We start from the raw sequence: 21,691 nt of genomic DNA, 5'->3' as shown, positions 1-21,691 counted from the left end.
AGCTCAGCACCAACGAAGACGAGAAGCTGGTTTTTGATATGCAGGACTCAATAAGCATCTGAAGATAGAGGCCCGATGAGCGCAGGTGAAGAACGGATGGAGCCAACCCACGAAAGTTCCGGCGATTGACCGGGAATCGATGCTTTGAGGGCACGGTCTTGTAAGAGAATCGCGAGGGTGGTAGCATATCCCGTCTACGTCGATGATTTCCATGAACCAGCCGCCATCCGATACGCCCGCTCAGCCGCGACGCCGCAGTTTCTACCAGGCGCCGCGCAGTTCCATATCCGATTCCGTCATGGATCGCGTGCGTACAAGGAGCTTCAGGATCCGGTTCCAGAGTATGGGGCGCTGGGCCCGCCCGCTCAAGGCTCTCGGCTTCCTGGCGCTCATGGCGTCGCTTTCCTACCTTGCCATCGTCCAGCTGAAATACCTGTTTTTCGGAACCTCGTATTTCGAAATCCGCGATATTGTCGTCGAGGGAGTTTCCCAGCTTCCGCGCGAAGAAGTTCTCAGGCTCGCCGGGATAGCTCCCGGAACCAATGTGATCAATCTCGACCGCGAAGCGGTTCGCAGGCAGTTGCTCCTGCACCCCATGGTGAGGGATGCCAGTGTCGAGCTGAAGGGGCTGTGCTCTGTCCGACTCCGGGTGACCGAGCGCGTTCCCCTGCTCTACGCCAAAATGGGAACCTCGTTTCTCGAGATTTCCGATGACGGCGTCATTCTCTCGAACACCGGGATGGGTGAGCGAGATCTCCCCATCGTCACGGGGATCGAGTTCCATGACAAAGACGTCGGCGACTCGGTTGCAGACCATGACGGCTTCGTTGAGGCGCGGACCTGGATCACCCGGCTCGGGTCGGGCACGCTGTCAGACATTTCGGAATTGAATTTCGCGAGCGTGCAGAATCCCTATCTGTTTCTCGTAACCGGCGAAAAAGTCCTTCCGAAGAGTCTCGAGGACTTCAAGGAACGGCACGCTTTTTTGCGTGCCCTCCTTGACAACCTCAAAAAGAATAATGTAGAACCTGAGTATCTCGATATGAGGGCACCAAGTGATATCGTCGTCAAACCACGACGTGCCCGGAATTCCATGGAAGGAACCACGAAACCACGTGCTGGCGGATGATCTGATCGTCGGTCTCGACATCGGGACGACCAAAGTGTGCGCCGTCATCGGCGATATGCACGAAACCGGCTCCGTCAACGTCATCGGAGTAGGGCACGCCGTCACGGGTGACGGCGTGAAGAAGGGCACGATCGTCGATATCGAGAAGGTGACGCAGGCGATCATGGACGCCGTCGAGGAAGCCGAGAAAGTCGCGGACGTCGTCATCGAGAGGGTTTACGTCGGGATCGCCGGTTCGCACATCAACTCCCTCAACAGCCAGGGAATCGTCGCGATCAAGGGCACGGGCCACGAAATCACCGCGGAAGACGTCGACCGGGCCGTCGAAAACGCGAAGACGGCCATCTCGATTCCGCACCATCAGGAAATCATCCACATCCTTCCGCGCGAGTTCGTCGTCGACGAGCAGAAGGAGATCAGCAACCCGATCGGCATGGTCGGAAGTCGGCTCGAGGCGCAGGTTCACATCGTCACCGGCGCCGTGACGGCGATGCAGAACATCATCAAGTGCTGCCAGACCGCGAAGCTCAAGGTCGAGGACGTCGTCCTTCAGCCCTATGCCTCGAGCATGTCGGTGCTGACCGAGGACGAAAAGAAGCTTGGCGTCGTGTTGATCGACATCGGCGGCGGAACCACGGATCTCATCATTTTCCAGAACGGCCACGTGGTGCACTCCTACAGCGCGCCGGTCGGCGGCCAGTATGTGACGAACGACATCGCGGTCGGACTGAAGACCTCGACGGCCGCGGCCGAGAATCTGAAGATCAAGTACGGCGTGGCTCACAACCAGTTCATCGACCCGGCGTGCCGCATGCAGGTTCCGGTGGCCGGCAGCGACCGGACCCGCGAGTGTTCGCAGAGCGACCTGGCCGAGATCATCGAGCCCAGGATGGAAGAGATTTTCAACGAGATGAAGGAACAGATCGCGAAGCAGGTTTCGCTCGACATGATTCCGGCCGGAGTCGTGCTCACGGGCGGCACCTCGCTGATGATGGGCTGCCCCGAACTCGCCGAGGAAAGCCTCGGACTGCCGGTCCGGCGCGGCTTTCCGATCTCGATCAACGGCCTCAGGGAGCGGGTGGACAGTCCCATCTACGCGACCTCGGTGGGGCTGATCCGGTATGGAGCGCAACATTACCAGGCCGAGCCGGCGGAGCCGGGCGTGCTTGGTGGTGTCGTAGATAAAGTAAGGGCGGTTTTCAGAAGATTTTTCAGTGATTGAGCAGAAGGGCAGTTTCTAAACGGTTTGATACAATATCAGAAGATATATATTTGCCGGCGGGGCAAAGCGAAAAAGGAGGCTTTCAGTGTTCGACTTCAATCAGGCGGCTGCGGAAAATGCGGAAATCAAGGTTATCGGCGTAGGCGGAGGCGGCACCAATGCGGTGAACCGAATGATTTCCGCGGGGCTGGCTGGCGTCGAGTTCATTTCGGCGAACACCGACGCGCAGGCTCTGGCGCTTTCGGATGCCAAGGTGAAGATCCAGCTCGGTGACAAGCTCACGAAGGGGCTGGGCGCAGGCGCCAATTACGAGGTCGGCAAAAAGGCCGCCGAAGAGGACCGCGACCGCATCGCCGAGGCGCTCGACGGCGCCGACATGGTGTTCATCACTGCCGGCATGGGCGGCGGCACCGGCACCGGCGCGGCGCCCATCGTCGCCCAGGTCGCCCGCGAAGTCGGCGCCCTCACGGTCGCCGTCGTCACCAAGCCCTTCCGGTTCGAAGGCAAGCGCCGCACCAGCGCCGCCGATCTCGGCATCAAGAACCTCAAGGAATCCGTCGATGCCATCATCGTCATTCCGAACGACAAGTTGCTCGAAGTGTCCAAAGAGAACGTCACCATGATCGAAGCCTTCAAGTATGCCGACGAAGTGCTTCGCCAGGGCGTGCAGGGCATCTCCGACATCATCATCAATCCCGGCCAGATCAACACCGACTTCGCCGACGTGAAGGCGATCATGACCCAGGCCGGATCGGCGCTCATGGGCATCGGTATCGCCTCCGGCGAAAACCGTGCCCTTACCGCCGCGCAGATGGCGATCAACAGCCCGCTGCTCGAATCCTCGATCAAGGGCGCTCGCGGCGTACTCATCAACATCACCGGCAGCGCGGACCTCGGCATCCACGAGATCAACAAGGCCGCCAGCATCATCCAGGAAACCGTCGACGAGGACGCCAACATCATCCTCGGCACGGCCATCGACGAGAACCTCGATGACCAGATCAAGATCACCGTCATCGCCACCGGCTTCGGCGAAGCGGTTCGCCAGGAACTGGATCCCAAGAAGCGCATCATCGAGGAACTGCGCACCGTCAGCCGCACCGTCGAGCAGCCGCTCGCGGCGCCGATTCCGCTGGCCGCGACCGGTACCAACGGCCCGATCGCCTCGTCCCTCGACGACCGCGAGATCCCGACCTTCCTCCGCAAGCGCAACCGCTGACCGACAGCGATAACGACCCACGAAGGCGCCGTTCGCGGCGTTCTTCGTGGGTTTTCCTTCGACGGGAAGGCGAACTGAGATGGGGCTGAAACACCGGCACAAGGTCGAGTCGGCCGCCGACCGGCTGCGGGCGACGGAACGCCACGAACGCCGGGTGAGCGTGGCGGGGCGGCTCAACATGGCCGTCTGCTTCCCGGGTCCGTATGCCCTGGCGATGAGCAACCTGGGCTTCCTGACCGTGCATCGGCTCGCGGGCGGGCAGCCGGACATCGGCATCGAACGGTTCTTCTTCGGCTTCGATCCCGGCGTGCCCGTGCGGCCGCCCTACTACTCGTTCGAAACGCGGCGGCCACTCGGGGATTTCGATATCCTGGCGTTTTCCTTCAGTTTCGAAGGCGATTTCGACCGCATTCCCGCGATCTTCGGCCCCCTGGGGCTTCCCGTGGAGGCGGCGCGCCGTCGTCGCGGGCGGTTCCCTTTGCTCATCGCCGGCGGCGCCGCCGTCGCGGCCAACGCGCCCGCCCTGAGCCGGATCTTCGACATTCTCGTGCCGGGCGAGGCCGAGACGATTCTGGCGCCGATGCTGAAGGGTTTTCTCGAGAACGGACTTTCGGCAGAATCCGTCGCCGGGCTTCCCGGAGTCTGGGCTCCCGCGTTGAGCGCCGGCCCCGTTCCCATCGGGTGCAGGCACGACGTGGCTCGAGAGCCGGCCTGGTCTCACATCGTCACGACCGCCAACGTGTTCGGCGGCGCCTCGCTGTTCGAGGCCATGCGCGGCTGTCCGCGCCGATGCGCATTCTGCCTTGCCCGGGTTATTTATCACCCGCCCCGCCCGGTCCCGGCCGCCCGACTCGCGGCCTGGCTCGACGAGAGGCCCGGTTGCCGCGATCTCGGCCTCGTGGCCCCCTCGCTGTTCGACCACCCGGAGATCGAGGAAATCCTCGATCTCCTCGCCGAGCGGGGCGTGCGTCTCCGCAACTCGTCGGTCAAGTGGGAGCGTCTGAGCGACCGAATCCTCGAACGGCTGGCCGCGTGCGGGGTGCGCGGGCTGACGCTGGCCCCCGAGACGGGCAGCCGCGAGCGCCGTGAGGGGATGGGCAAGCCGTTGCGGGAAGACGCCTTTTATGATACGCTCGATCGCGTCCGGAAGCATGGTTTCGAGCATCTGAAGCTGTACTTCATGGCCGGACTGCCGGGCGAGACCGACGACGACCTCGACGCGACCGCGGCGTTTGCCGTCAGCGTGGCGGACCGCGTGCAGAACGGTTTCAAAAGCCTTTCGGCGACGGTTTCCGGGTTCGTTCCGAAGCGGGGCACGGCGTGGCAGGACGAGCCGGTGTGCCCGCCCGACGAGCTGAAACGGCGGTTCGGACGGCTGAAAGCCACGTTGCGGCCGCTGGCGGACCGGGTGAAACTGCAGTTCGAAAGCCCGGCGGAGGTTGCGCGACAGGCGTTCCTGGCGCGGGTCGGGCCAGAGCTCGCCGAAGAATACGAGAAGGAGGCAACCGCATGTCGGGAGAGAGGATCGGCGAAAAGCGCCCCCGCATCGGACCTGGACTTTTAACTCTGGCCGTGTGCGTCGTTCTGGCCTCGCTGGCCCTCTTGACCGGATGCGGGGAAGGGAAGCCGACGCCGTCGAAGAAAGTCAGGATCGGACTCATGATCACCCCCCAGGGCCTGAACGATCAGGGGTTCAACGACCAGGCCCACGACGGGATCAAGGCGGCCGAGAAAAAATACGGCATCGAGCCGGTCATCATCGAGCCGGCCACGATGAAAGACCCCGAGGCATCGCTGCGCTTCTTCGCGGCCCAGCCGTTCGACGCGATCATCGTCGTCGGGATGGCGTTCCAGAAGGCGATCCGCAAGGTCTCCGCCGAACATCCGCAGCTGAAATTCTTTGCCGTCGATTCCGACGTCGACGAGGGGAATATCAGGGGCATCGCTTTTCGCGAGCACGAGGGTTCATTTCTGTGCGGTTATCTCGCGGCAAAATTCTCAAAAACCCGCAGGATCGGCTTCGTGGGGGGGCACGATTTCTCCGTCATCGATCGGTTCAGACGCGGCTTCCATGCCGGCGCGGCCTTCGCGGCGAGCGACACGCAGGTCGTCGACCGGTTCGTGGCCCGCGACTTTTCGGGCTTCAACAAGCCGGATGTCGCAAAAAAGATAGCATTAGATATGTATAACGGCGGATGCGACGTCATCTACCACGCCGCGGGGGCTTCGGGGCTCGGCGTGATCGCCGCCGCCGTCGAGGCGCGCAAGAACGTGATCGGCGTCGACCGGAACCAGGACGGGATGGCGCCGGGACTGGTCCTGACCAGCATGATGAAGCGGGTCGATCTTGTCGTCGAGGACCTGGTGAAGGACATCGTAAGCCCCGAGGGGGAAAAGAAAGGCGTGAAGCGCAGCTACGGCATGGCCGAGGGCGCGATCTCGCTCACCGACTTCCAGTTCAGCAGCCAGCAACTCGGCGAAACTCTCGTCAACGAGCTTGGCGAGCTTTCCCGCCAGATCATCGCAGGCAAGCTGAAGACGGACCCCGGCACGGAAGCATACCCGCTCGCCAAAGACGCGCTTCCCGAGATCGCGTCCTCCGTTCCGGAGGTCGGCGTCGCGAGTCCGGCGGGAAACTGAGATGGACGAACGGCCGATCGGCGTATTCGACTCCGGGGTCGGCGGGCTCACGGTCGTCAAGGAACTTCGGAGCCTGCTGCCGGCCGAGGATGTCGTGTATTTCGGCGATACGGCCCGCGTGCCGTACGGCAACAAGTCCATCCCCGTCATCCGAAGGTTTTCCCTTGAGATCGCCCGGTTTCTCGAATCGATGCGGGTGAAGATGCTGGTGATCGCCTGCAACACGGCGACGGCGCTGGCTCTCGAGTATCTCAAGCGCCAGACCGATCTTCCCATCGTCGGCGTGATCGAGCCCGGCGTGAGGGCCGCGGTGAACGCCGGCAACGGTCGCATCGGCGTCATCGGGACGAGCGCGACGATCCGGTCCGAGGCGTATCAGTCGCGGCTTCGCCGGTTCCGGCCGCAGGACGTGATCCTCGCGAAGTCATGCCCGCTGCTCGTGCCGCTCGTCGAGGAGAACCTGCTCGACGCCCCGATCACGCGGACGGCCCTGGAGATGTATCTCTCGGACTGGCGCGAGGCGGGCATCGACGCCCTGATCCTCGCATGCACGCATTATCCGTTGCTCAAGCCCCTGATCGAGGAGTTCTTCGGGGGAAAGGTGCGGCTGATCGATTCGGCCATGGAAACGGCCCGCGAAGTCGCCGAGCTTCTGGCCGCCCGCAGATTCCAGGCCCCGCCGGACCGTGCCGGAAGCGAGGAGTTCTACGTCTCCGACAGCCCCGAAAACTTCATCGCGATCGGGAGCACGTTCCTCGGCAGGCCTCTGGAGCGTGTCTTTCTCGAGCCCGTGTGGAAGCGGGACATCGGGCCGTCCGGCTTGGCGGACTGACGCGCAGCCGCGAGAGAACGCCATGGCTGCAAAGCGAATAATATATCTTACGCTATTAGCGATTCTGGCATGGAGTCCCTGTCCGGCCCTGGCCGTGGAGGGTTCCCCATGGATCGTCGGGATTCTCGGGGCTCTCACGGGGCCGAAGGCGATCTACGGCAAGCCTCATCTGCAGGGGGCTTCGCTGGCCGCCGCCGAAGTGAACGCCGCGGGGGGCATCGACGGGACGCCTCTCGAGATCGTCGCCGTCGATGACGGGGGCGAGATGGGGCGCGTCGGAGACCTGATGACGCGGCTCATCTACGATCGGAACGCGGTCGCCGTGGTCGGAAGCGTCGATTCCGGCTGCACGCACGTCGCCGCGATGCTCGCCGTCAAGGCGCACGTGCCGCACCTGACCTGCGTTGCCACGGACCCCTCCCTGACGCGCGCGGGCAGTCCCTGGACGTTTCGGACGCTCGCGGATGACGACCGCCAGGCGGCCGCGCTCGTCGAGTGGCTGTGGGGGCGGGGGTTGCGGCGTATCTCGCTGCTGGCCGGAGAGTCGCGGTACGGCCGCATGGGCGCCCGCATCTTCGCGCGCCGGTTCCGGGAAAAAGGCGGCGAGGTCACCGGCCCGGTTTTCATGGCGGCGACGGAGACCTCCGCTTCGAACGCCGTTCGCGACGCCGACACCGGCCGGGCGCAGGCCGCGGTGCTCTGGATGCTCGCTCCGGAAGGCCGCCTGGCGGCGGCCGCCCTGCGCCGCAGTGGTTTCGCGGGGATCGTCGCGGGCGGCGACGGCCTGGCAAGCCCGGCGTTTTACGGAAGCGGCGACCGGGCGGTCGACGGGGTCGTGGTGACCTGCCCATACGTCGCCGGCGCCGAAACACCCGAAAACACGGCATTTCGCAGGGCTTATGAAGCCGCATACGGCGAGCCGGCTGACTCGTTCGCCGCCCATGCCTACGACACGGTGAAACTGCTCGCTTCAGCCGCATCCGCCATCGCCGCCGCCGACCGGCGCGAGCCGGCGACGGCGAGAGAGGCGCTCAGAAATATATTAGCAAATATATCACTCTTCCGCGGCGTCACCGGCGACATCGCGTTCGACGCGTCCGGCAACGACGTTCGCGACGTTCGGCTCGCCGTATGCCGCGGCGGAGCGCTCGAGCCGATGCGGGCGGGAGAACGATGAGATGACGGCTCCCCGCCTGTTCGGCCTGCTGCTCGGCATCGCCGTCGTCCTGGTCGCCGTCGGCATCCTCCTGGGCCAGCCCGAACTGGTCGGGCCCCAGATGACCTACGGCAACTTTGACGAACCCGGCCTGAAAAGCTTCGTGAATCGCCTCGAACCGGGCGTTCCGGACCACGCGAGCGCGAAACGCTATGCGTTCGACCAGATTCACTGGCATCCGCTGATCTTCCTCGTCGGCATCCTTTTCCCGGCTCTGCTGCTAGCCGCCCTGTGGCGAAATAAGGAGTTCTGGCTGCACGGAAGCATGCGTGCCGTGATCCAGTGGATCGCATTCGTCACGGCCCGCATCGGCGTGATCAGGGCTTCGGCGATCTGGCCTCTGAGACGTTCGTGTCTCGGCACATTTCCGTTTCTGAACTGCCAGGCATGCGAGATGGCGAGCGGGGCATGCCCGATCGGCCTGTTCCAGAACCTGCTCGCGAAATCGATCCTGCCGGTGCATCTGATCGGATCGATGCTGCTGTTCGGCCTGGTGCTGGGCAAGAGCATTTGCGGCTGGCTGTGCCCGTTCGGCTTCATCAGCGACATCGTCGACCGGTTCAGCCTGAAACGCTGGAAGATCCCGCGCGGCCTGGCGAATCTGCGCTACTGGGTGCTCGCGCTCGTCGTCATCGCGCCGCTCGCCTTTGTTTCCGCCGGAATCACGGGGCACAACTTTTTCTGCAGCACCGTCTGCGCCTCCGGAAAAATCTACGGGATCTGGCCCTACTGGCTGACCACCGCGTCCCCATCCTTTTTCCCGGTCGGCAGCTGGCTGTCCGGTGCGGTGGGGGACAAGGCCGAAATCCTGTTCCACATCGCCTTGACACTCCTTCTGGTGCTTGCTATGGTGATGGTCTCCGGAAGAATCTTCTGCCGGGTCCTGTGCCCTCTCGGCGGCCTGTGGGGCCTGTTCAACGGCGTCAGTCTGGTCGGCATCGAACACGGACGGTCGGCCTGCAGCGGGTGCGGAGCGTGCGAGTCCGTCTGCCCGATGGGGGTGTCGCGTGAGTTCGCCGGCTTCGCCGACCGGACGTCCTGCATGAGCTGCGGAAGATGTATCCCGGTCTGCCGGACCGGGGCCCGGAGGTTCCGGTTCGGGCCTGCCGGAGAGAAATCGAGGGGAGAGACTGAAATGAGCGGGACCATGACGGAAGTATACGGTGGATTTTGGAACCGCCTCCGACGCGACCTCTTCCTCGTCGTGATGCGGCTGGCGGCGAAAACCCCGCTCGGCATGGCCCGATATGCGTTCGAGCAAACGGCCTTCTACCGCCGCCTCTACGGTCGTCCCCCCGCCGAGTTCGAGAGCCTTCCGCTCACGATCAAGAAGGAGCTCGGAAGCGCCGATCCGTACGACGTTCTCGCCGACGCGATGCGCGACCAGGTGGTTCTGTACGGCGAAACGACGGGGTCGACGGGGTATCCGACCCCTTCCTTCTTCACCACGCGCGAGTTCCACGGCGGCCGGGCGCTCGCCCGGATCACGCCGTATATCGGCCTCATGGACGGCATTCTCGCCGAGAACCGGGCCGTCGTGAACGGCCTCACCTTCGGCTTCACGGTCGCCGGAATGACGTTCGGCGATCTGCTCGGAAGCCTCGGCGGCCTCGTCGCCAATGTCGGGACACGCTCGACGATCGCCACGCCCGAGCGCATGGCGAGGGCCCTCCGGCGCCTGCGGCCGTCGGTGCTCACCGGAACCCCGATCGACATCCTCTCCTGGATGCGCATCGTGAAGGAAGACACCCCCGATCAGTATCCCAGGCTTCTCGAGCACCTGAAACTGACGCTCTCGACCGCGGAACTGTGCGCCGCTTCCCGCAGCAGGGCCATTTCGAAAGAATTCGGCTTCAAACATATCGATGTTTATGCTTGTGTCGAGGGCTTCTTCTCCCTGCCGTGTCCGTGCGGCGAGAAGCACGTTCTGCCCATCTACCATCCGGAAATTTTCGACGAGCGGCTGACCTGCATCGGCACGCGCGGAGAGGGACGGTTCGCCTATACGAACCTTCTCAAGAAAAGTTCCCCGCTCGTGCGATATCTGCTCGACGACTTCGTCACCGTCGCTGACAGCGCCTGCCCCTACGGGTTCACCGTCAGCATCGAGCCGCACGGCAGATGGGAACTGACCGTCGTCCTCAACGGCCGGCGCATGGGGGTGCGCCACTTCGAGGAGGCGATCTTCTCGCACGGCCTGTTCGGCGATTATCGCGTCGTCATCGAAGACGACCGCATCCGGGTGACCGCCGAGGAATACGGCGCCCACGATTCCCGCGAGACCATGGCCCGCAATCTCGCCGACGCGTTCGGACAGCGGACGGAGGTTGACCTGGTGCCGTTCGGCACGATCACGAAGTATCGCGAAATCAGGCAGAGCAAGCCGATTCTGAAGATCGAAGACAAGCGCTCGTCCTCGACCCAGGTCATTCCCGAGTATCTCTAACAGGCTGCAGGAGGCGTGATGGAACAGAGCCCGAAGGTTTGCTCCCGTTGTCAGCAGGCGAATTTCCCGATCGCGGAATACTGCCGGCATTGCGGCGAACCGCTGTTCGAGGTCGGTTCGATTTCACGTGCCTCGCTTCCCGGCCGCCTGTTCGGCCACCTTGCCGACGGGATGGCGTGGGCCGTTGCCGAACTCCAGCGTTGGTGGGAAATCGGTGGTCTCACCGTCAGGATCAAGTCTCTGGAGCGACGGCGGGCCGTTCTATTCGCCAAAGCCGGGGCACAGAAGGAAACCGCCGACGCGCAAAGTCCCGACCGCGAGCGGCTGATGGCGCTCTCCGGCGAGATCGCTGAGTTGAAGGCGAAAGACGAGATCCTTCGCCGTCGCAGCTGGGCCCTGACTCCCGAGATCCTGTTCGGGGCGATCGTCATCGCCTTTATCGCGGGAATCCTGCTGCTCCAGCCGCGCACGGACCTCGTTCTTCAGGCGACGCCGGCCGGTGTTCCGGCAGGCGCGACCGGCGCCATCAGTCGGACCGTCGAGCACCGGCTCGCCGGCTTTGCAAACGTGACGACCGCGGCCTGGTGGAACGGCAGCCTGTTCGTCGGCGGCGACGGCGGCGTTTCGCAAATCGACCCCGCAAGCGGCATCGCAACGGCCGTGAGCGGCCTGCCGGCCGACTACTACGCACGGCATCTCCTGGTCGACGGCGGCCGCCTTGTCGTCGCCGGATTCGGAGGAGCGTTCGCTCTCGATACGACTGGCGTCGTGACGCCGCTCTACGAGGGAAACACGCTTCCCGTCCACCTGCTGAACCAGGTTGCTCCGACGAGCGACGGAGGGCATCTCATCGGAACCGTCGGCCACGGTCTGCTGAAGGGCCGCAACGGCCTTGCCGTCGTGCTTCTCGGAACCCAGGGCCTGACCCCGGTCGGGTTCGGATGGCTCGACGGAGAGCTCTGGGTCGCTCACGAGCGCGGGCTTCTCAAAGGCGACGGTACCACCTTCGAGCCGGTTCGGCTCCAGCTCCTCGCCGGGCGCGCCGTCACCGCTCTTGTCGCCGATCGCTCTGCGATCTACCTGGGCACCGACGTCGGTCTCGCCGCCGGCTTCAAAAACGGCCGGGACTGGGTTTGGACGACGCTCTCGCCGGGCGAGCCGCGGAGTGTCCGCGACATGGCGATGGCTGGAGATGCCCTCCTGGTCTGTTCTGACGAGGGCCTGTTCCGCTACCGCGATGGCCGTTTCGAAAAGTTGAGCGGCGACGTCGGCCAGCGCGCCCTTGCGATCAGCGGCGAGTTCGTCGCGACGGTCGGCCCGAAACGCATTCTGCTCCATGCGTTTCAGGGACTTCCGACCGTGAACGGTTCCGCATTGGCGCCGACGAACGCGACGACGGACGCGCCCGTGCCGGGAGCGCCACCCGTCGTTCCCGCGGCCGCTCCCGTCCAGCCGATCATTCCCTCGGTGGGAACGTTTGTCCCGGAAACCCCCGTGCCGGTATCCGGCCCTGCGGCCGCCGCTCCGCCGGTTCCGCAGGTGACGGCTCCCGTGCTTCCGCAGTATCAGGCGATTTCGCAGGCGCCGACGTCGGCGCAGGCCGTTTCCGATCCCATTTTCGGAACGGTCCCTCTTCCCGCCTCGCTGCGCGGTCCTTCCGCCTCCTGCGTCCTGTGGGATGGTGCGCGCGTGTGGGTCGGAACGACGAACGACGGCCTGTGGTTCTTCGAAAACGGCCGCTGGGAAAACCTCAACCGGGCAAACGGCGCGCTGGGCGACGATCAAATCGTCGCTCTCTGGCGGCTGAACGGAAAATCCTATCTCTATTCCTGGGTCCTCGGGATCATGTCCCTGGAAGGCGGCAGGCCCACCCCCCTTCTCAAACCTGACCAGGCGGCGGAGCTTGTTTCCGCGGCTGGAAGCGGGAGCGGTCTCCTGCTGCTGAAGAAGGGCGGATGGCTCGTGCGCGTCGACGCCGCCGGAAAGACAGAGCCGGCAGGCCGGATTCCCGAAGACTTCTTCAGGGAGGCGCGGTTCGTTCAGACGCTTGGGGACCAGCCCCTTGTCGTGACGGATCGAGGCGTTCTCGAACAGGATCAATCCGGACGATGGGTCATCACGTTTTACCCGGGGGAAACCGGACCGGACCTCAAGGCGACCGCATCCGTGGCGGGCGAAGGACGGCTGTATATCGGGCTTTCGAACGGTTCCATCTACGCCTATGCGGGGCGCGTCGCCTCGAAAATCGCTTCCATCGGCGGCCGCGTGCGAGGTCTCACCTGGGACCGGAACCTCTGGATAAGCGGGGAAAACACGATCTATCAACTTCCATCGGCGGGAGGCCCCCCTGTTGCCGCCGGCGGTCCGCTGCCGTCGGGCATTCTCAGCATGCAACCTGTCGTTTCGCGTGCGGCTGCCCTCGTCGTGACCATGGATGGCGTCCGGACGGTCGGTCTGCCGCGCTGAACCGGCTTTTTCTCCTCAGGAATACGTGCCTGGCGGTCGATACTAGTGGGTGTGGTATCTCTGGCTGAATGCCGGATGCATCGTGAAAACGTATGAGTGACGAATATCTGCCCGTTTTTGCCGAAGAGATCTTCATCGTGAACCTGTACGGAAACGATGAGGAGATTGCCGAATTCAACCAGTTGATGCAGAATCCCGCCCTCGAACGCAACGTCATCTCGATGGCGCTGATCATCGAGGAGATCAAACGGCGGAACTTCCTCCGGATCAACTGGCACTGCTGCTGGCGGTGCAAGTATTTCCCGACCTGCAAGATCAACTGGTACCGGGGCGAGCGGTGCATGGATCGGCGGAACTGTTGCACCTACTGCCAGAACTTCTGGGAATGCCACAAGCGCTTTCTCGCGGAAAATCCGGGTGATGGAGGCGACCAGTCTTTGTGATGCGCTCTCGTTCGATTGCTGCACTCCTGTTCGCATTTCTGGCGGCAGTCTCGACCGCTTCGGCCGATCTGACGCTCCAGGGCCCTTCGGGCTACATCCAGGCGCCGACGGGAACGACGATCAGGCAGGGCGGGGTCGAGCTTGCCGCGCACACCCGCTTGTATCAGGTTCCCGGCACGAAGACCGAGCGCTCGCTGACGAACCTGGCGTTCGGATTTTCTCCGTTGCGAGATTTCGAACTCGGCGTTCAAAAGGCGATGGATTCGCGCAGGGGCGTCGACGACGTCGATCCCGACGCCACGATCAACCTGAAATTCCGGCTTCCGGCCTTCGGAACCGGTGAATTCGCCGAAACCGCGGTGGGCATGGTGCTCGACACGAATTCGAACAATTATCACACGATGTTTCTGACGTTCGGCGGCTTCGGCGTCGGCTGGAATTTCGGGGGCAACCCTGGTTCGGGCGTCGCCAATTACGGCTCCTACGACCGCGGCCGTCGCGAGCCGAAATCCCTGTGCCTGCTCGCCGGAACCGAGTATCCGCCGACGAGGCCGGGGGAACGCGGATATCGAGGCCGTTTCCTCGCAGATTACAACGGCGACGTCTTTTCGATCGGCTGGCGGTACAAGTCGCATCGCGGTTTCTGGGCCGACCTGGGCGCTCAGACCAAGAGTTCCTACACCGATTTTTACGACTGGAAGCCGCTCATTTTCGGTCTCGGCGCCATCTTCTGACGCTTCGCCCCCCTTCGGTGCGCGGGGCGGCATTTCCCGAACGTTGGGGGGCCGGTATTGCGGGGCCGGCGGCATGGTATACTTTCCGCACCTGAGAATCGTGGGGGGTGCGTGATGAGGCTTGTTACGGCGAATGAGATGCGCGAGATCGACCGTCATGCGATCGAGAAAATAGGCATTCCCAGTCTTGTCCTGATGGAAAATGCCGGACTGAAGATCCTGTTCACGCTCGAAAAAAATCTCTCGGGACTCAGGGGAAAACGATTCACGATCGTCTGCGGCCGCGGGAACAACGGCGGCGATGGCCTCGTCGTGGCACGCCACCTGTTGAACGCCGGCGTGTCCGTCGAAGTGTTCCTGACCTCGAGAATGGACGAGCTGTCACCGGATGCGACGAAAAACCTCACCGTGTTCATGGCTTCCGGCGGCCAGCCCGTGGTCATGGCTGATGCGGAGGATCTCGACAGGCTCCGCGTGACGCTCAACTTCTCGGACGTGGTCGTGGACGCCATCTTCGGAACCGGCTTCACCGGCAATATCAACGGCTATCTGCGCGAAGTCGTGCGGACCATCAACCAGAGCCATGTCTGGTGCGTCGCGGTCGACGTCCCGTCGGGGCTCGACGCGACCACCGGCCGCGTGTCCGATCCTTCTATCCGCGCCAGCAGCACGATCACGCTGGGGGCGCCGAAGCTCGGCATGTTCGTGTATCCGGGGCGGGACATCGTCGGAGAGGTCTGGGTGGCCGATATCGGATTGCCGCAGATCTCGTTCGAAACCGTTTCCGCCTCGCATACCCTCGTCACTCATGAGCTGGCGTCCGCTCTTCTGCCCGCAAGACGTGAATCCGCCCACAAGAACGCATTCGGGCATCTGCTGATTCTCGGGGGATCCGATGCTTACCAGGGGGCAGGCGTTCTCGCGGCCCAGAGCGGGCTGAGGTCGGGAGCCGGCCTGGTCACCCTCGGCCTGCCAGCCAGTATCGCGCGCCAGATGACATGCCCCGTTCCGCCCGAAGTCATCGTGCGCCCGTTCGACGACCGGGACGGCGGCTTTGCCCTCGAGGCGGAAGAAATCCGCGGATTCGTCGGGAGATATGCGGCCGTGGTTGCCGGTCCGGGCTGGGGACGCTCGGAATCGTCAAAGGCCTCGATGAACGCGTTGACCGACGCATGGGCCGGCGGTATCGTTCTCGACGCGGATGCGCTGCCGGAGCCCGCCGACCTCGCGAAACTGAAAAAACATGGACACGATATGGTGCTGACGCCCCACGTCGGCGAAATGGCGCGGATGACGGGACGGACGATCACCTCCATCCAGGAAGACATGATTGGCGTCGCGCGCGAGTTCGCAGGGCTGATGTCGTGCGTTCTCGTCCTGAAGTCGGCGACGACCATCATTGCTGCCCCGGACGGCCGGGTCTACGTCTGCAGCAGACCGAACTCCGGGCTCGCCCGCGGCGGGGCCGGCGACGTGCTGTCGGGGCTGATCGGCGGGTTGATGGCCCAGGGGCTTTCCGCCCTCCATGCCGCAATCGTCGGCGTATATCTGCACTCGGACGCCGCCGACGTCGCCCGGGGCGAGTTCGGGGCGGACGCCATGAGCGTCAGCGATGTCGTCGCGGCGCTTCCGAAGAGTTTCAGACGCCTTCGTGGCGAGGAAAAGCACGGCGATTCCTGAAATATACGTGCCCCGCTTTTTGCAGAGCACGTGCCCCGTGGATGGCCGAAAACCCACTGGAAAAAATGAGCCGTTCGGTGCATACTTATTCCATCCATGAATATCTTCGTTTCGAGAATCCGGATCAACCGGCAGCGTTTCAGGATCTCCGAGTGATCACCGTCACGTTTCTGGGGTCCGGCAGTCAGGGAAACGCCGCCGTGATCGGGTTCGGGCAGCGCCGTTTCCTGCTGGACGCCGGCTTGAGCTGCAGACGGATCGTCCAAGGGCTCGAGGCGCTCGGCATCACGCTCGACGAGCTGAACGGCCTGTTCATCACCCATGACCACGAAGATCACGTGAAAGGGCTTCGCGTTCTCCTCGGAAAACGTGGAGAACTGCCCATTTTCGCGACGCGCGGGACGCTCGCGGCGATTGAGCGCAAGGGGCTCGAGGTGAAACATGCCGTCCGGCTTCCGACCGACAGGGAATTCGAGTTTGCCGGCCTGAGGGTCTGGACGTTCCCGGTTCCCCACGATGCCGTCGAACCCGTCGGATTCAGGTTTGAGGCCGGAGGGCTCTCTCTGGCTGCGGCGACCGATCTCGGTCACCTGACGCCCGTTGCGATGGCGCATCTGACCTGCTCCGACGTGCTCTGCCTCGAAAGTAACTACGACGAGGAGATGCTCGCGACCTGTTCCTATCCCGACTGGCTGAAGCGCCGCATCAGGGGACGAACCGGCCATCTGCCGAACGCGGGGGTGCGAGGCGTGCTGACCCGCCTCCAGAAGCCGTTACGGCACCTCGTGCTCGTTCACGTCAGCCAGGAGGCGAACACGCCGCGACTGGTGCGCGAAAACGTGGAGCCCCTTCTCGCGCTTCCGATGATGGCCGGTGCCGGCCTGACGATTGCTACCCAGGACGCGGCGACGGAAACGTGCGCGTGCGCGGCGGCATCGGCCCGGCGGAAGACGGCGCGAAGCCTTTTCCCGGCGACGATGCCATCCCAGAAGCGATTCGAGTTTTCCGACGCGCCGGTCCACGGGGGATGACGTGCGCGTAGAAATCCTGATGGTCGGCAAATACACGGACAAGCCATACCGCGAACTCGTCGACGAATACCTCGGAAGATGCCGGGGCAGGCTCGGGGTCAGCGTCATCCATTGCCGCGACGAGGCCGAAATGCGGCGTCGCATCGAGGACGCGGAGAGGGTCGTGGCGCTGGATGAACATGGGAAGGTGTACGATTCGATGACGTTCGCCGGGTGGATTTCCGCAACCCTGAGATCCGGTCTGAACAAGCTGGTGATCTGCCTTGGCCCGTCGGCAGGACTGGCGGCCGATATCAAGGCGGCGGCCCATGAAAAGCTGGCGCTCTCCTCCTTCACGCTGAATCATCAGCTGGCCCTGCTCGTGCTGGCCGAACAGTTGTATCGCGGATTGAGCATTCTCGCGGGCGAGCCGTATCACAAGGCATGATCCGTATCACGCCGCAACACAGGGCCGCTCTTTCCGATTTCATCCGGGATTACGCCGGTATTCTTCTGTCCAGGATTTCCCCGAGCGGGCTGGATGAGAAAATCTGCCGGCATATCCGTGAACTCGGCCTGGCATCGATGGACGAGTATCTGGCCCTTTTGACCAGCGCGATCGGGAATCATCTGAGAGACGATCTGATGTCCCGCATAACGATCGGAGAAAGTTTTTTCTTTCGCAATCCCGGCCAGTTTCGATATCTCGCCCATACGTTCCTGCCGGCGCTGCTGGCGGAAAAAAAACGGCACGGCATCGACGCCGTGCGCATCTGGAGCGCGGCGTGTGCGACCGGGGAAGAGGCATATTCGCTTGCCTATATCGCGGACTGGGTACGCCGGAGAGACGGAAAGATGCAGATCGAGATCACGGCGACGGACATCAACAGGCGCCTTCTCGACCATGCCTGTGCCGGGGAATACGGCGCCCGGTCGTTCAGACGCCAGACCGGCGAGATACGGGACGAATTCGAATTGCCTCTTCCGGCAGGCCTCGAGGAGGACGCTGTATTTCGCGTCGGAGAAGGCATCCGGAGGCTGGTGAACTTCCATGTGCGGAATCTGAAAGATCTTGGCGAGTTGAAATGCCATGCCGGCTCGGATATCATCATGTGCCGGAACGTGCTGATCTATTTCGACGAAGAGTTCCGGCAGGTGCTGGTGCGCACGTTCCACGGGCTTCTGAACGCCGGCGGCATGCTGTTTCTCGGGGAGACCGAGAGTCTGCCGCCGATGCCCGGGGTGTTCGAGCTGACACATTGCAACGGGGCATACGGTTACAGGAAAATCTCCGCGGGGGAGCAGGAACGGCGACATGACCGCTGACAGGAAAATCAAGGTGCTGATCGTCGACGATTCGGCGTTCATGCGTACCGCGATCGAGCGCATGATCAGGGAAGACTCCCAGATGGAGGTCATCGGGTCCGCGTCGAACGGTCAGGAGGCGATCGAGAAAGCTCAGCGCCTGCGGCCGGACGTCGTGACGATGGATATCGAGATGCCGATCATGGACGGCCTGCATGCGCTCCGGGAGATCATGCGGATTTGCCCGGTTCCGGTGCTGATGGTCAGCTCGATGACGCAGGACGGAGCGAAAGTCACGTTCGACGCCCTCGACCTGGGAGCGTTCGATTACGTAGGCAAGCCCGGATCGGGGATAACGTCGAATATTCTTGTCCTGAAGCAAAACCTCCTGGCGAAAATCAGGGCGGCGGCGGACAGTCAGCCGCGCCAGCCGCGGTTCACCGCCGTCGAGGTGCAGCCCAAACGCCCGGCGGTCGCGATCGAGAACGATACGCGCATCGACTGGGTCGTCGTGATCGGTTCGTCGACCGGCGGGCCGCCTGCGCTTCAACAGGTCCTGGCTGGAATCTCGCCGAACCTGCCCGCGCCTGTCGTCATTGCCCAGCACATGCCCGGGACCTTCACGGGAGCGTTCGCCCAGCGGCTGAACATGCTGTGCAACATTCGCGTCAAGGAGGCGGTCAACGGCGAAATCCTGCAGCGTTCGGTTGCCTATGTCTGTCCGGGCGATGCGCAGACGCGGTTCCGCCGCCATCCTGACGGACGTTATCAGTTCGTCATCACTCCGAACGAAGCCGAGAAGGAACGGTATGCGCCGTGCATCGACGTGACCTTCTTTTCGGCCGCCGAGAATTTCGGCAGAAAAGCGCTCGGCATCATCCTCACGGGGATGGGCGAGGACGGCGTGCGCGGGCTCAAGAATCTGAAACTGGTTGGCGGATTGACGATCGGCCAGGACCGCGCGACGTCGGTCGTCTACGGGATGCCGAGGGCGGCGCTCGAGCAGGGGGCCGTGACGCGGGTTCTGGCCCTGCCCGACATGGCGAACGAGATCGAGCTGGCGCTGAAGCGCTGAAGAGCCGATGGAGCGCCTGACATGGTGACTGTTTTCCGTCCCGGGGATCTGTTCGAGCTGGCGGACCGGATCGAGAAGCGCGGTCGCGAATTTTACGAGCGGATGAGCCGGGACGCGTTCACGCCGCGCTCCAGGGAATTGTTCGAGCGCCTGGCGCGCGAAGAAGGCGAGCACGAGAGCGAGTTTCGGCGGATCGTCGGCGAGGCCCTCGCCATGCCCTTCGAGATCCCCGACGGCTATGCCTCTCCCGAGATGATGGCGTATCTCGACGCCCTGCGACGCGGGTGCGCTCTTCACATCGCGGCGGGAGACCACCGGCAGCCGCCCGTCAGCGAAAACCAGGCCCTGCTGCAGGCCGTCGAATACGAGAAGGATGCCATTCTCCTGCTGCACGAGATCTACGACCTGCTCCCGCCCTCGATGCCTGCGCGAACGGGCGTCGCGGCGCTGATCAGGGCCGAGAAAAGCCATCTGGCGCACATCTGCGTCATGCTCGGAGACGAGCCCTCGTGAGCCAGGACCGGCGTTCGCTGCGACGGTTCGTGTTCCGTCTCTCCCACGGCGGGGAGTGGCTGTTCGGCATCGGGCTACTCCTGCTCGACGCGTTTCTTCTGAACGCGATATTCCGCGGGGTGTTCAAATACTGGCTGCACGAGATTGCTGGCCGGATGATCTATATCAATGCGTATTTCGACGTGCGCTGGTACCTGTTCACGCTGTTCGCCTGTTTCGGCCTCATGTTCGACGTCTTTCGCATCAGGGCGCTGACGGCGGCATCGGACATCTTTTCCCACGTCGGCGCGACCCTTCTCTCGACGTTCGTGGCGTTCAACCTGCTGATTTCCCTGTACCGCCCCATGGCGACGCTCGCGTATACGTTCCCGCGTCCGATCATCCTCCTCTCGACGATCATCGGCATTCTCGTGCTCTTCTTCGCGCGTATCTTCCTCCTGAGATGGTTCAAGCCGTATCCTCTCCTGAAGCGGGTCGTCATCATCGGAGAAGAAACCGAGGGAAAGCGGATCATCCGGCACTTTCACCGTCGCGGCGGCGTGCGTTACCACCTCCTGGGGGTCTTCAAGCCGGAAGAGGTTCGGGAACTGGCGTCCGAAGTCATTTTTCGGCATGCCCACGAGGTTCTCGTGACGAACCCGCATATCCGCCTCGACGCGTTCTGGGCCGAAATCTTTTATCACCGCAAGGTCGAACCCCACCAGTTCCTCGTCCGGATCGCCTGCGACCCGACGACGGCCGCCGGCATGACCGGCCTGTCGAGCCTCGAGGATTTGCCGCTGATCACCGTGTCGGCCCTTCCGCTCACCGACGCTCAACGCTTGGTGAAACGGACTTTCGATATCTGCTTCAGCATCTTCGCCATCGTCGTCTCTTCGCCGCTCATGCTCCTGACGGCCGTTCTGATGCGGCTCGACTCGCCGGGCCCCGTATTCTACAGGCAGAAGCGGGTTGGGAGATACGGCAGGGAATACGACGTCATCAAGTTCCGGTCCATGCGGACCGGCGCCGAGGCGGGAACGGGGCCTCAGATCTCGACCGAGAACGACCCCCGCGTGACGCGGCTCGGCCGCTTCATCCGGCGCGTGGGGCTCGACGAACTGCCCCAGTTCTTCCTGGTTCTCACCGGCGACATGTCGGTTGTGGGCCCACGCCCCGAGCGGCCCTTCTTCGTCAATCAGCACCTGGAGTTCCAGGGCCGACGGCTTTCGGTGCGGCCCGGCGTCACGGGACTGGCGGCCGTCAACTCCCGCTACTACCTGCGCCTGACCGACAAGGTTGGGTACGATTATTATTATATCGATCAATATAGTATCATTCTCGACGTCAAGATTGTGTTCCAGACCGTCTGGGTCCTTCTCTTCGTTCCCGGACAATCGAAGGCTCTCGAGGATAAGCACCACGACCTGGATCGCATGTCGACGCCCCCGAATGATCTCTGAGAAGAAACGAAACGGCCAACATCACGACACGGGAGAAGAACAATGTCGGATAAAATAACGTCGGATATGCTCATTGGCGATATTCTCAAAAAAAAACCGGAGGCGGGGAATATCCTCATGGGCTTCGGCATGCACTGTCTCGGCTGCTCGATCGCTTCGGGAGAAAGCCTCGCCCAGGCCGCCGAAGCGCACGGGATTGAGATCGACAAGTTGATCGCAGCCCTGAACGCGTAAGGGTCCGCCGCATTCCGTCACCGCCCCGATCGGCCTTCGGCGCTTTGCTCCGGCCGGAGTGTCTGTGGTATACTCACGCTTCGCC

Annotated in this window: 19 protein-coding genes; all 19 read left to right on the top strand. The window is 63.2% G+C overall.

Features of this window, described 5'->3' with window-relative positions; all coding sequences use genetic code 11:
- Positions 1-211 precede the first annotated feature (211 nt).
- The 19 genes from PLU72_05625 to PLU72_05535 all read left to right on the top strand — a co-directional run bounded on the left by PLU72_05625 (position 212) and on the right by PLU72_05535 (position 21,606).
- Positions 212-1,129, top strand: coding sequence for an FtsQ-type POTRA domain-containing protein (locus PLU72_05625; protein ID HOT27646.1), 918 nt, complete (start codon positions 212-214; stop codon positions 1,127-1,129).
- Positions 1,116-2,351, top strand: coding sequence for a cell division protein FtsA (gene ftsA / locus PLU72_05620; protein HOT27645.1), 1,236 nt, complete (start codon positions 1,116-1,118; stop codon positions 2,349-2,351). The genes PLU72_05625 and ftsA overlap by 14 nt, the downstream gene beginning before the upstream one ends.
- A gap of 85 nt (positions 2,352-2,436) precedes the next feature.
- Positions 2,437-3,570, top strand: a complete 1,134-nt coding sequence (gene ftsZ / locus PLU72_05615; GenBank protein HOT27644.1) for a cell division protein FtsZ — start codon at positions 2,437-2,439, stop codon at positions 3,568-3,570.
- Positions 3,571-3,649: 79 nt separating this feature from the next.
- Complete coding sequence (locus PLU72_05610; GenBank protein ID HOT27643.1) at positions 3,650-5,134, top strand: radical SAM protein; 1,485 nt, start codon at positions 3,650-3,652, stop codon at positions 5,132-5,134.
- Complete coding sequence (locus PLU72_05605; protein ID HOT27642.1) at positions 5,080-6,210, top strand: BMP family ABC transporter substrate-binding protein; 1,131 nt, start codon at positions 5,080-5,082, stop codon at positions 6,208-6,210. The genes PLU72_05610 and PLU72_05605 overlap by 55 nt, the downstream gene beginning before the upstream one ends.
- 1 nt (position 6,211) lies before the next feature.
- Positions 6,212-7,042 carry a glutamate racemase gene (gene murI / locus PLU72_05600; GenBank protein HOT27641.1) on the top strand — a complete coding sequence of 277 codons (831 nt, stop codon included), beginning with the start codon at positions 6,212-6,214 and terminating at the stop codon, positions 7,040-7,042.
- A 22-nt stretch (positions 7,043-7,064) separates the two neighbouring features.
- Complete coding sequence (locus tag PLU72_05595) at positions 7,065-8,219, top strand: ABC transporter substrate-binding protein (GenBank protein HOT27640.1); 1,155 nt, start codon at positions 7,065-7,067, stop codon at positions 8,217-8,219.
- A gap of 1 nt (position 8,220) precedes the next feature.
- A complete protein-coding gene (locus tag PLU72_05590; GenBank protein ID HOT27639.1) occupies positions 8,221-10,704 on the top strand; it encodes a 4Fe-4S binding protein in 2,484 nt (827 codons plus the stop codon).
- 18 nt (positions 10,705-10,722) lie between these two features.
- Positions 10,723-13,170, top strand: coding sequence for a zinc ribbon domain-containing protein (locus tag PLU72_05585; GenBank protein ID HOT27638.1), 2,448 nt, complete (start codon positions 10,723-10,725; stop codon positions 13,168-13,170).
- 92 nt (positions 13,171-13,262) lie between these two features.
- Complete coding sequence (locus PLU72_05580) at positions 13,263-13,613, top strand: hypothetical protein (GenBank protein HOT27637.1); 351 nt, start codon at positions 13,263-13,265, stop codon at positions 13,611-13,613.
- The gene (locus PLU72_05575; GenBank protein HOT27636.1) at positions 13,610-14,347 is read left to right on the top strand and encodes a hypothetical protein; all 738 of its coding nucleotides are present in this window, start codon (positions 13,610-13,612) and stop codon (positions 14,345-14,347) included. The genes PLU72_05580 and PLU72_05575 overlap by 4 nt, the downstream gene beginning before the upstream one ends.
- A gap of 114 nt (positions 14,348-14,461) precedes the next feature.
- Positions 14,462-16,027, top strand: coding sequence for an NAD(P)H-hydrate dehydratase (locus PLU72_05570; GenBank protein HOT27635.1), 1,566 nt, complete (start codon positions 14,462-14,464; stop codon positions 16,025-16,027).
- 152 nt (positions 16,028-16,179) lie between these two features.
- Positions 16,180-17,058, top strand: coding sequence for an MBL fold metallo-hydrolase (locus PLU72_05565; protein ID HOT27634.1), 879 nt, complete (start codon positions 16,180-16,182; stop codon positions 17,056-17,058).
- Between the two features lies 1 nt (position 17,059).
- A complete protein-coding gene (locus PLU72_05560; protein ID HOT27633.1) occupies positions 17,060-17,485 on the top strand; it encodes a 23S rRNA (pseudouridine(1915)-N(3))-methyltransferase RlmH in 426 nt (141 codons plus the stop codon).
- Positions 17,482-18,363: a protein-glutamate O-methyltransferase CheR gene (locus tag PLU72_05555; protein ID HOT27632.1), complete on the top strand. Its 882-nt coding sequence runs from the start codon at positions 17,482-17,484 to the stop codon at positions 18,361-18,363. The genes PLU72_05560 and PLU72_05555 overlap by 4 nt, the downstream gene beginning before the upstream one ends.
- The gene (locus tag PLU72_05550) at positions 18,353-19,417 is read left to right on the top strand and encodes a chemotaxis response regulator protein-glutamate methylesterase (protein ID HOT27631.1); all 1,065 of its coding nucleotides are present in this window, start codon (positions 18,353-18,355) and stop codon (positions 19,415-19,417) included. The genes PLU72_05555 and PLU72_05550 overlap by 11 nt, the downstream gene beginning before the upstream one ends.
- Positions 19,418-19,438: 21 nt before the next feature.
- Entirely contained in the window at positions 19,439-19,930 is a 492-nt protein-coding gene (locus tag PLU72_05545; protein HOT27630.1) for a ferritin family protein, read from the top strand.
- The gene (locus tag PLU72_05540) at positions 19,927-21,372 is read left to right on the top strand and encodes a sugar transferase (GenBank protein ID HOT27629.1); all 1,446 of its coding nucleotides are present in this window, start codon (positions 19,927-19,929) and stop codon (positions 21,370-21,372) included. The genes PLU72_05545 and PLU72_05540 overlap by 4 nt, the downstream gene beginning before the upstream one ends.
- Before the next feature lie 42 nt (positions 21,373-21,414).
- Entirely contained in the window at positions 21,415-21,606 is a 192-nt protein-coding gene (locus tag PLU72_05535; protein HOT27628.1) for a DUF1858 domain-containing protein, read from the top strand.
- Positions 21,607-21,691: the final 85 nt, after the last annotated feature.

It is taken from the genome of Candidatus Ozemobacteraceae bacterium, assembly GCA_035373905.1.
Classification (GTDB): Bacteria; Muiribacteriota; Ozemobacteria; order Ozemobacterales; family Ozemobacteraceae; genus MWAR01.
Note: the sequence above shows the minus strand (reverse complement) of the source record. Positions and strands in the feature narration are given on the sequence as shown.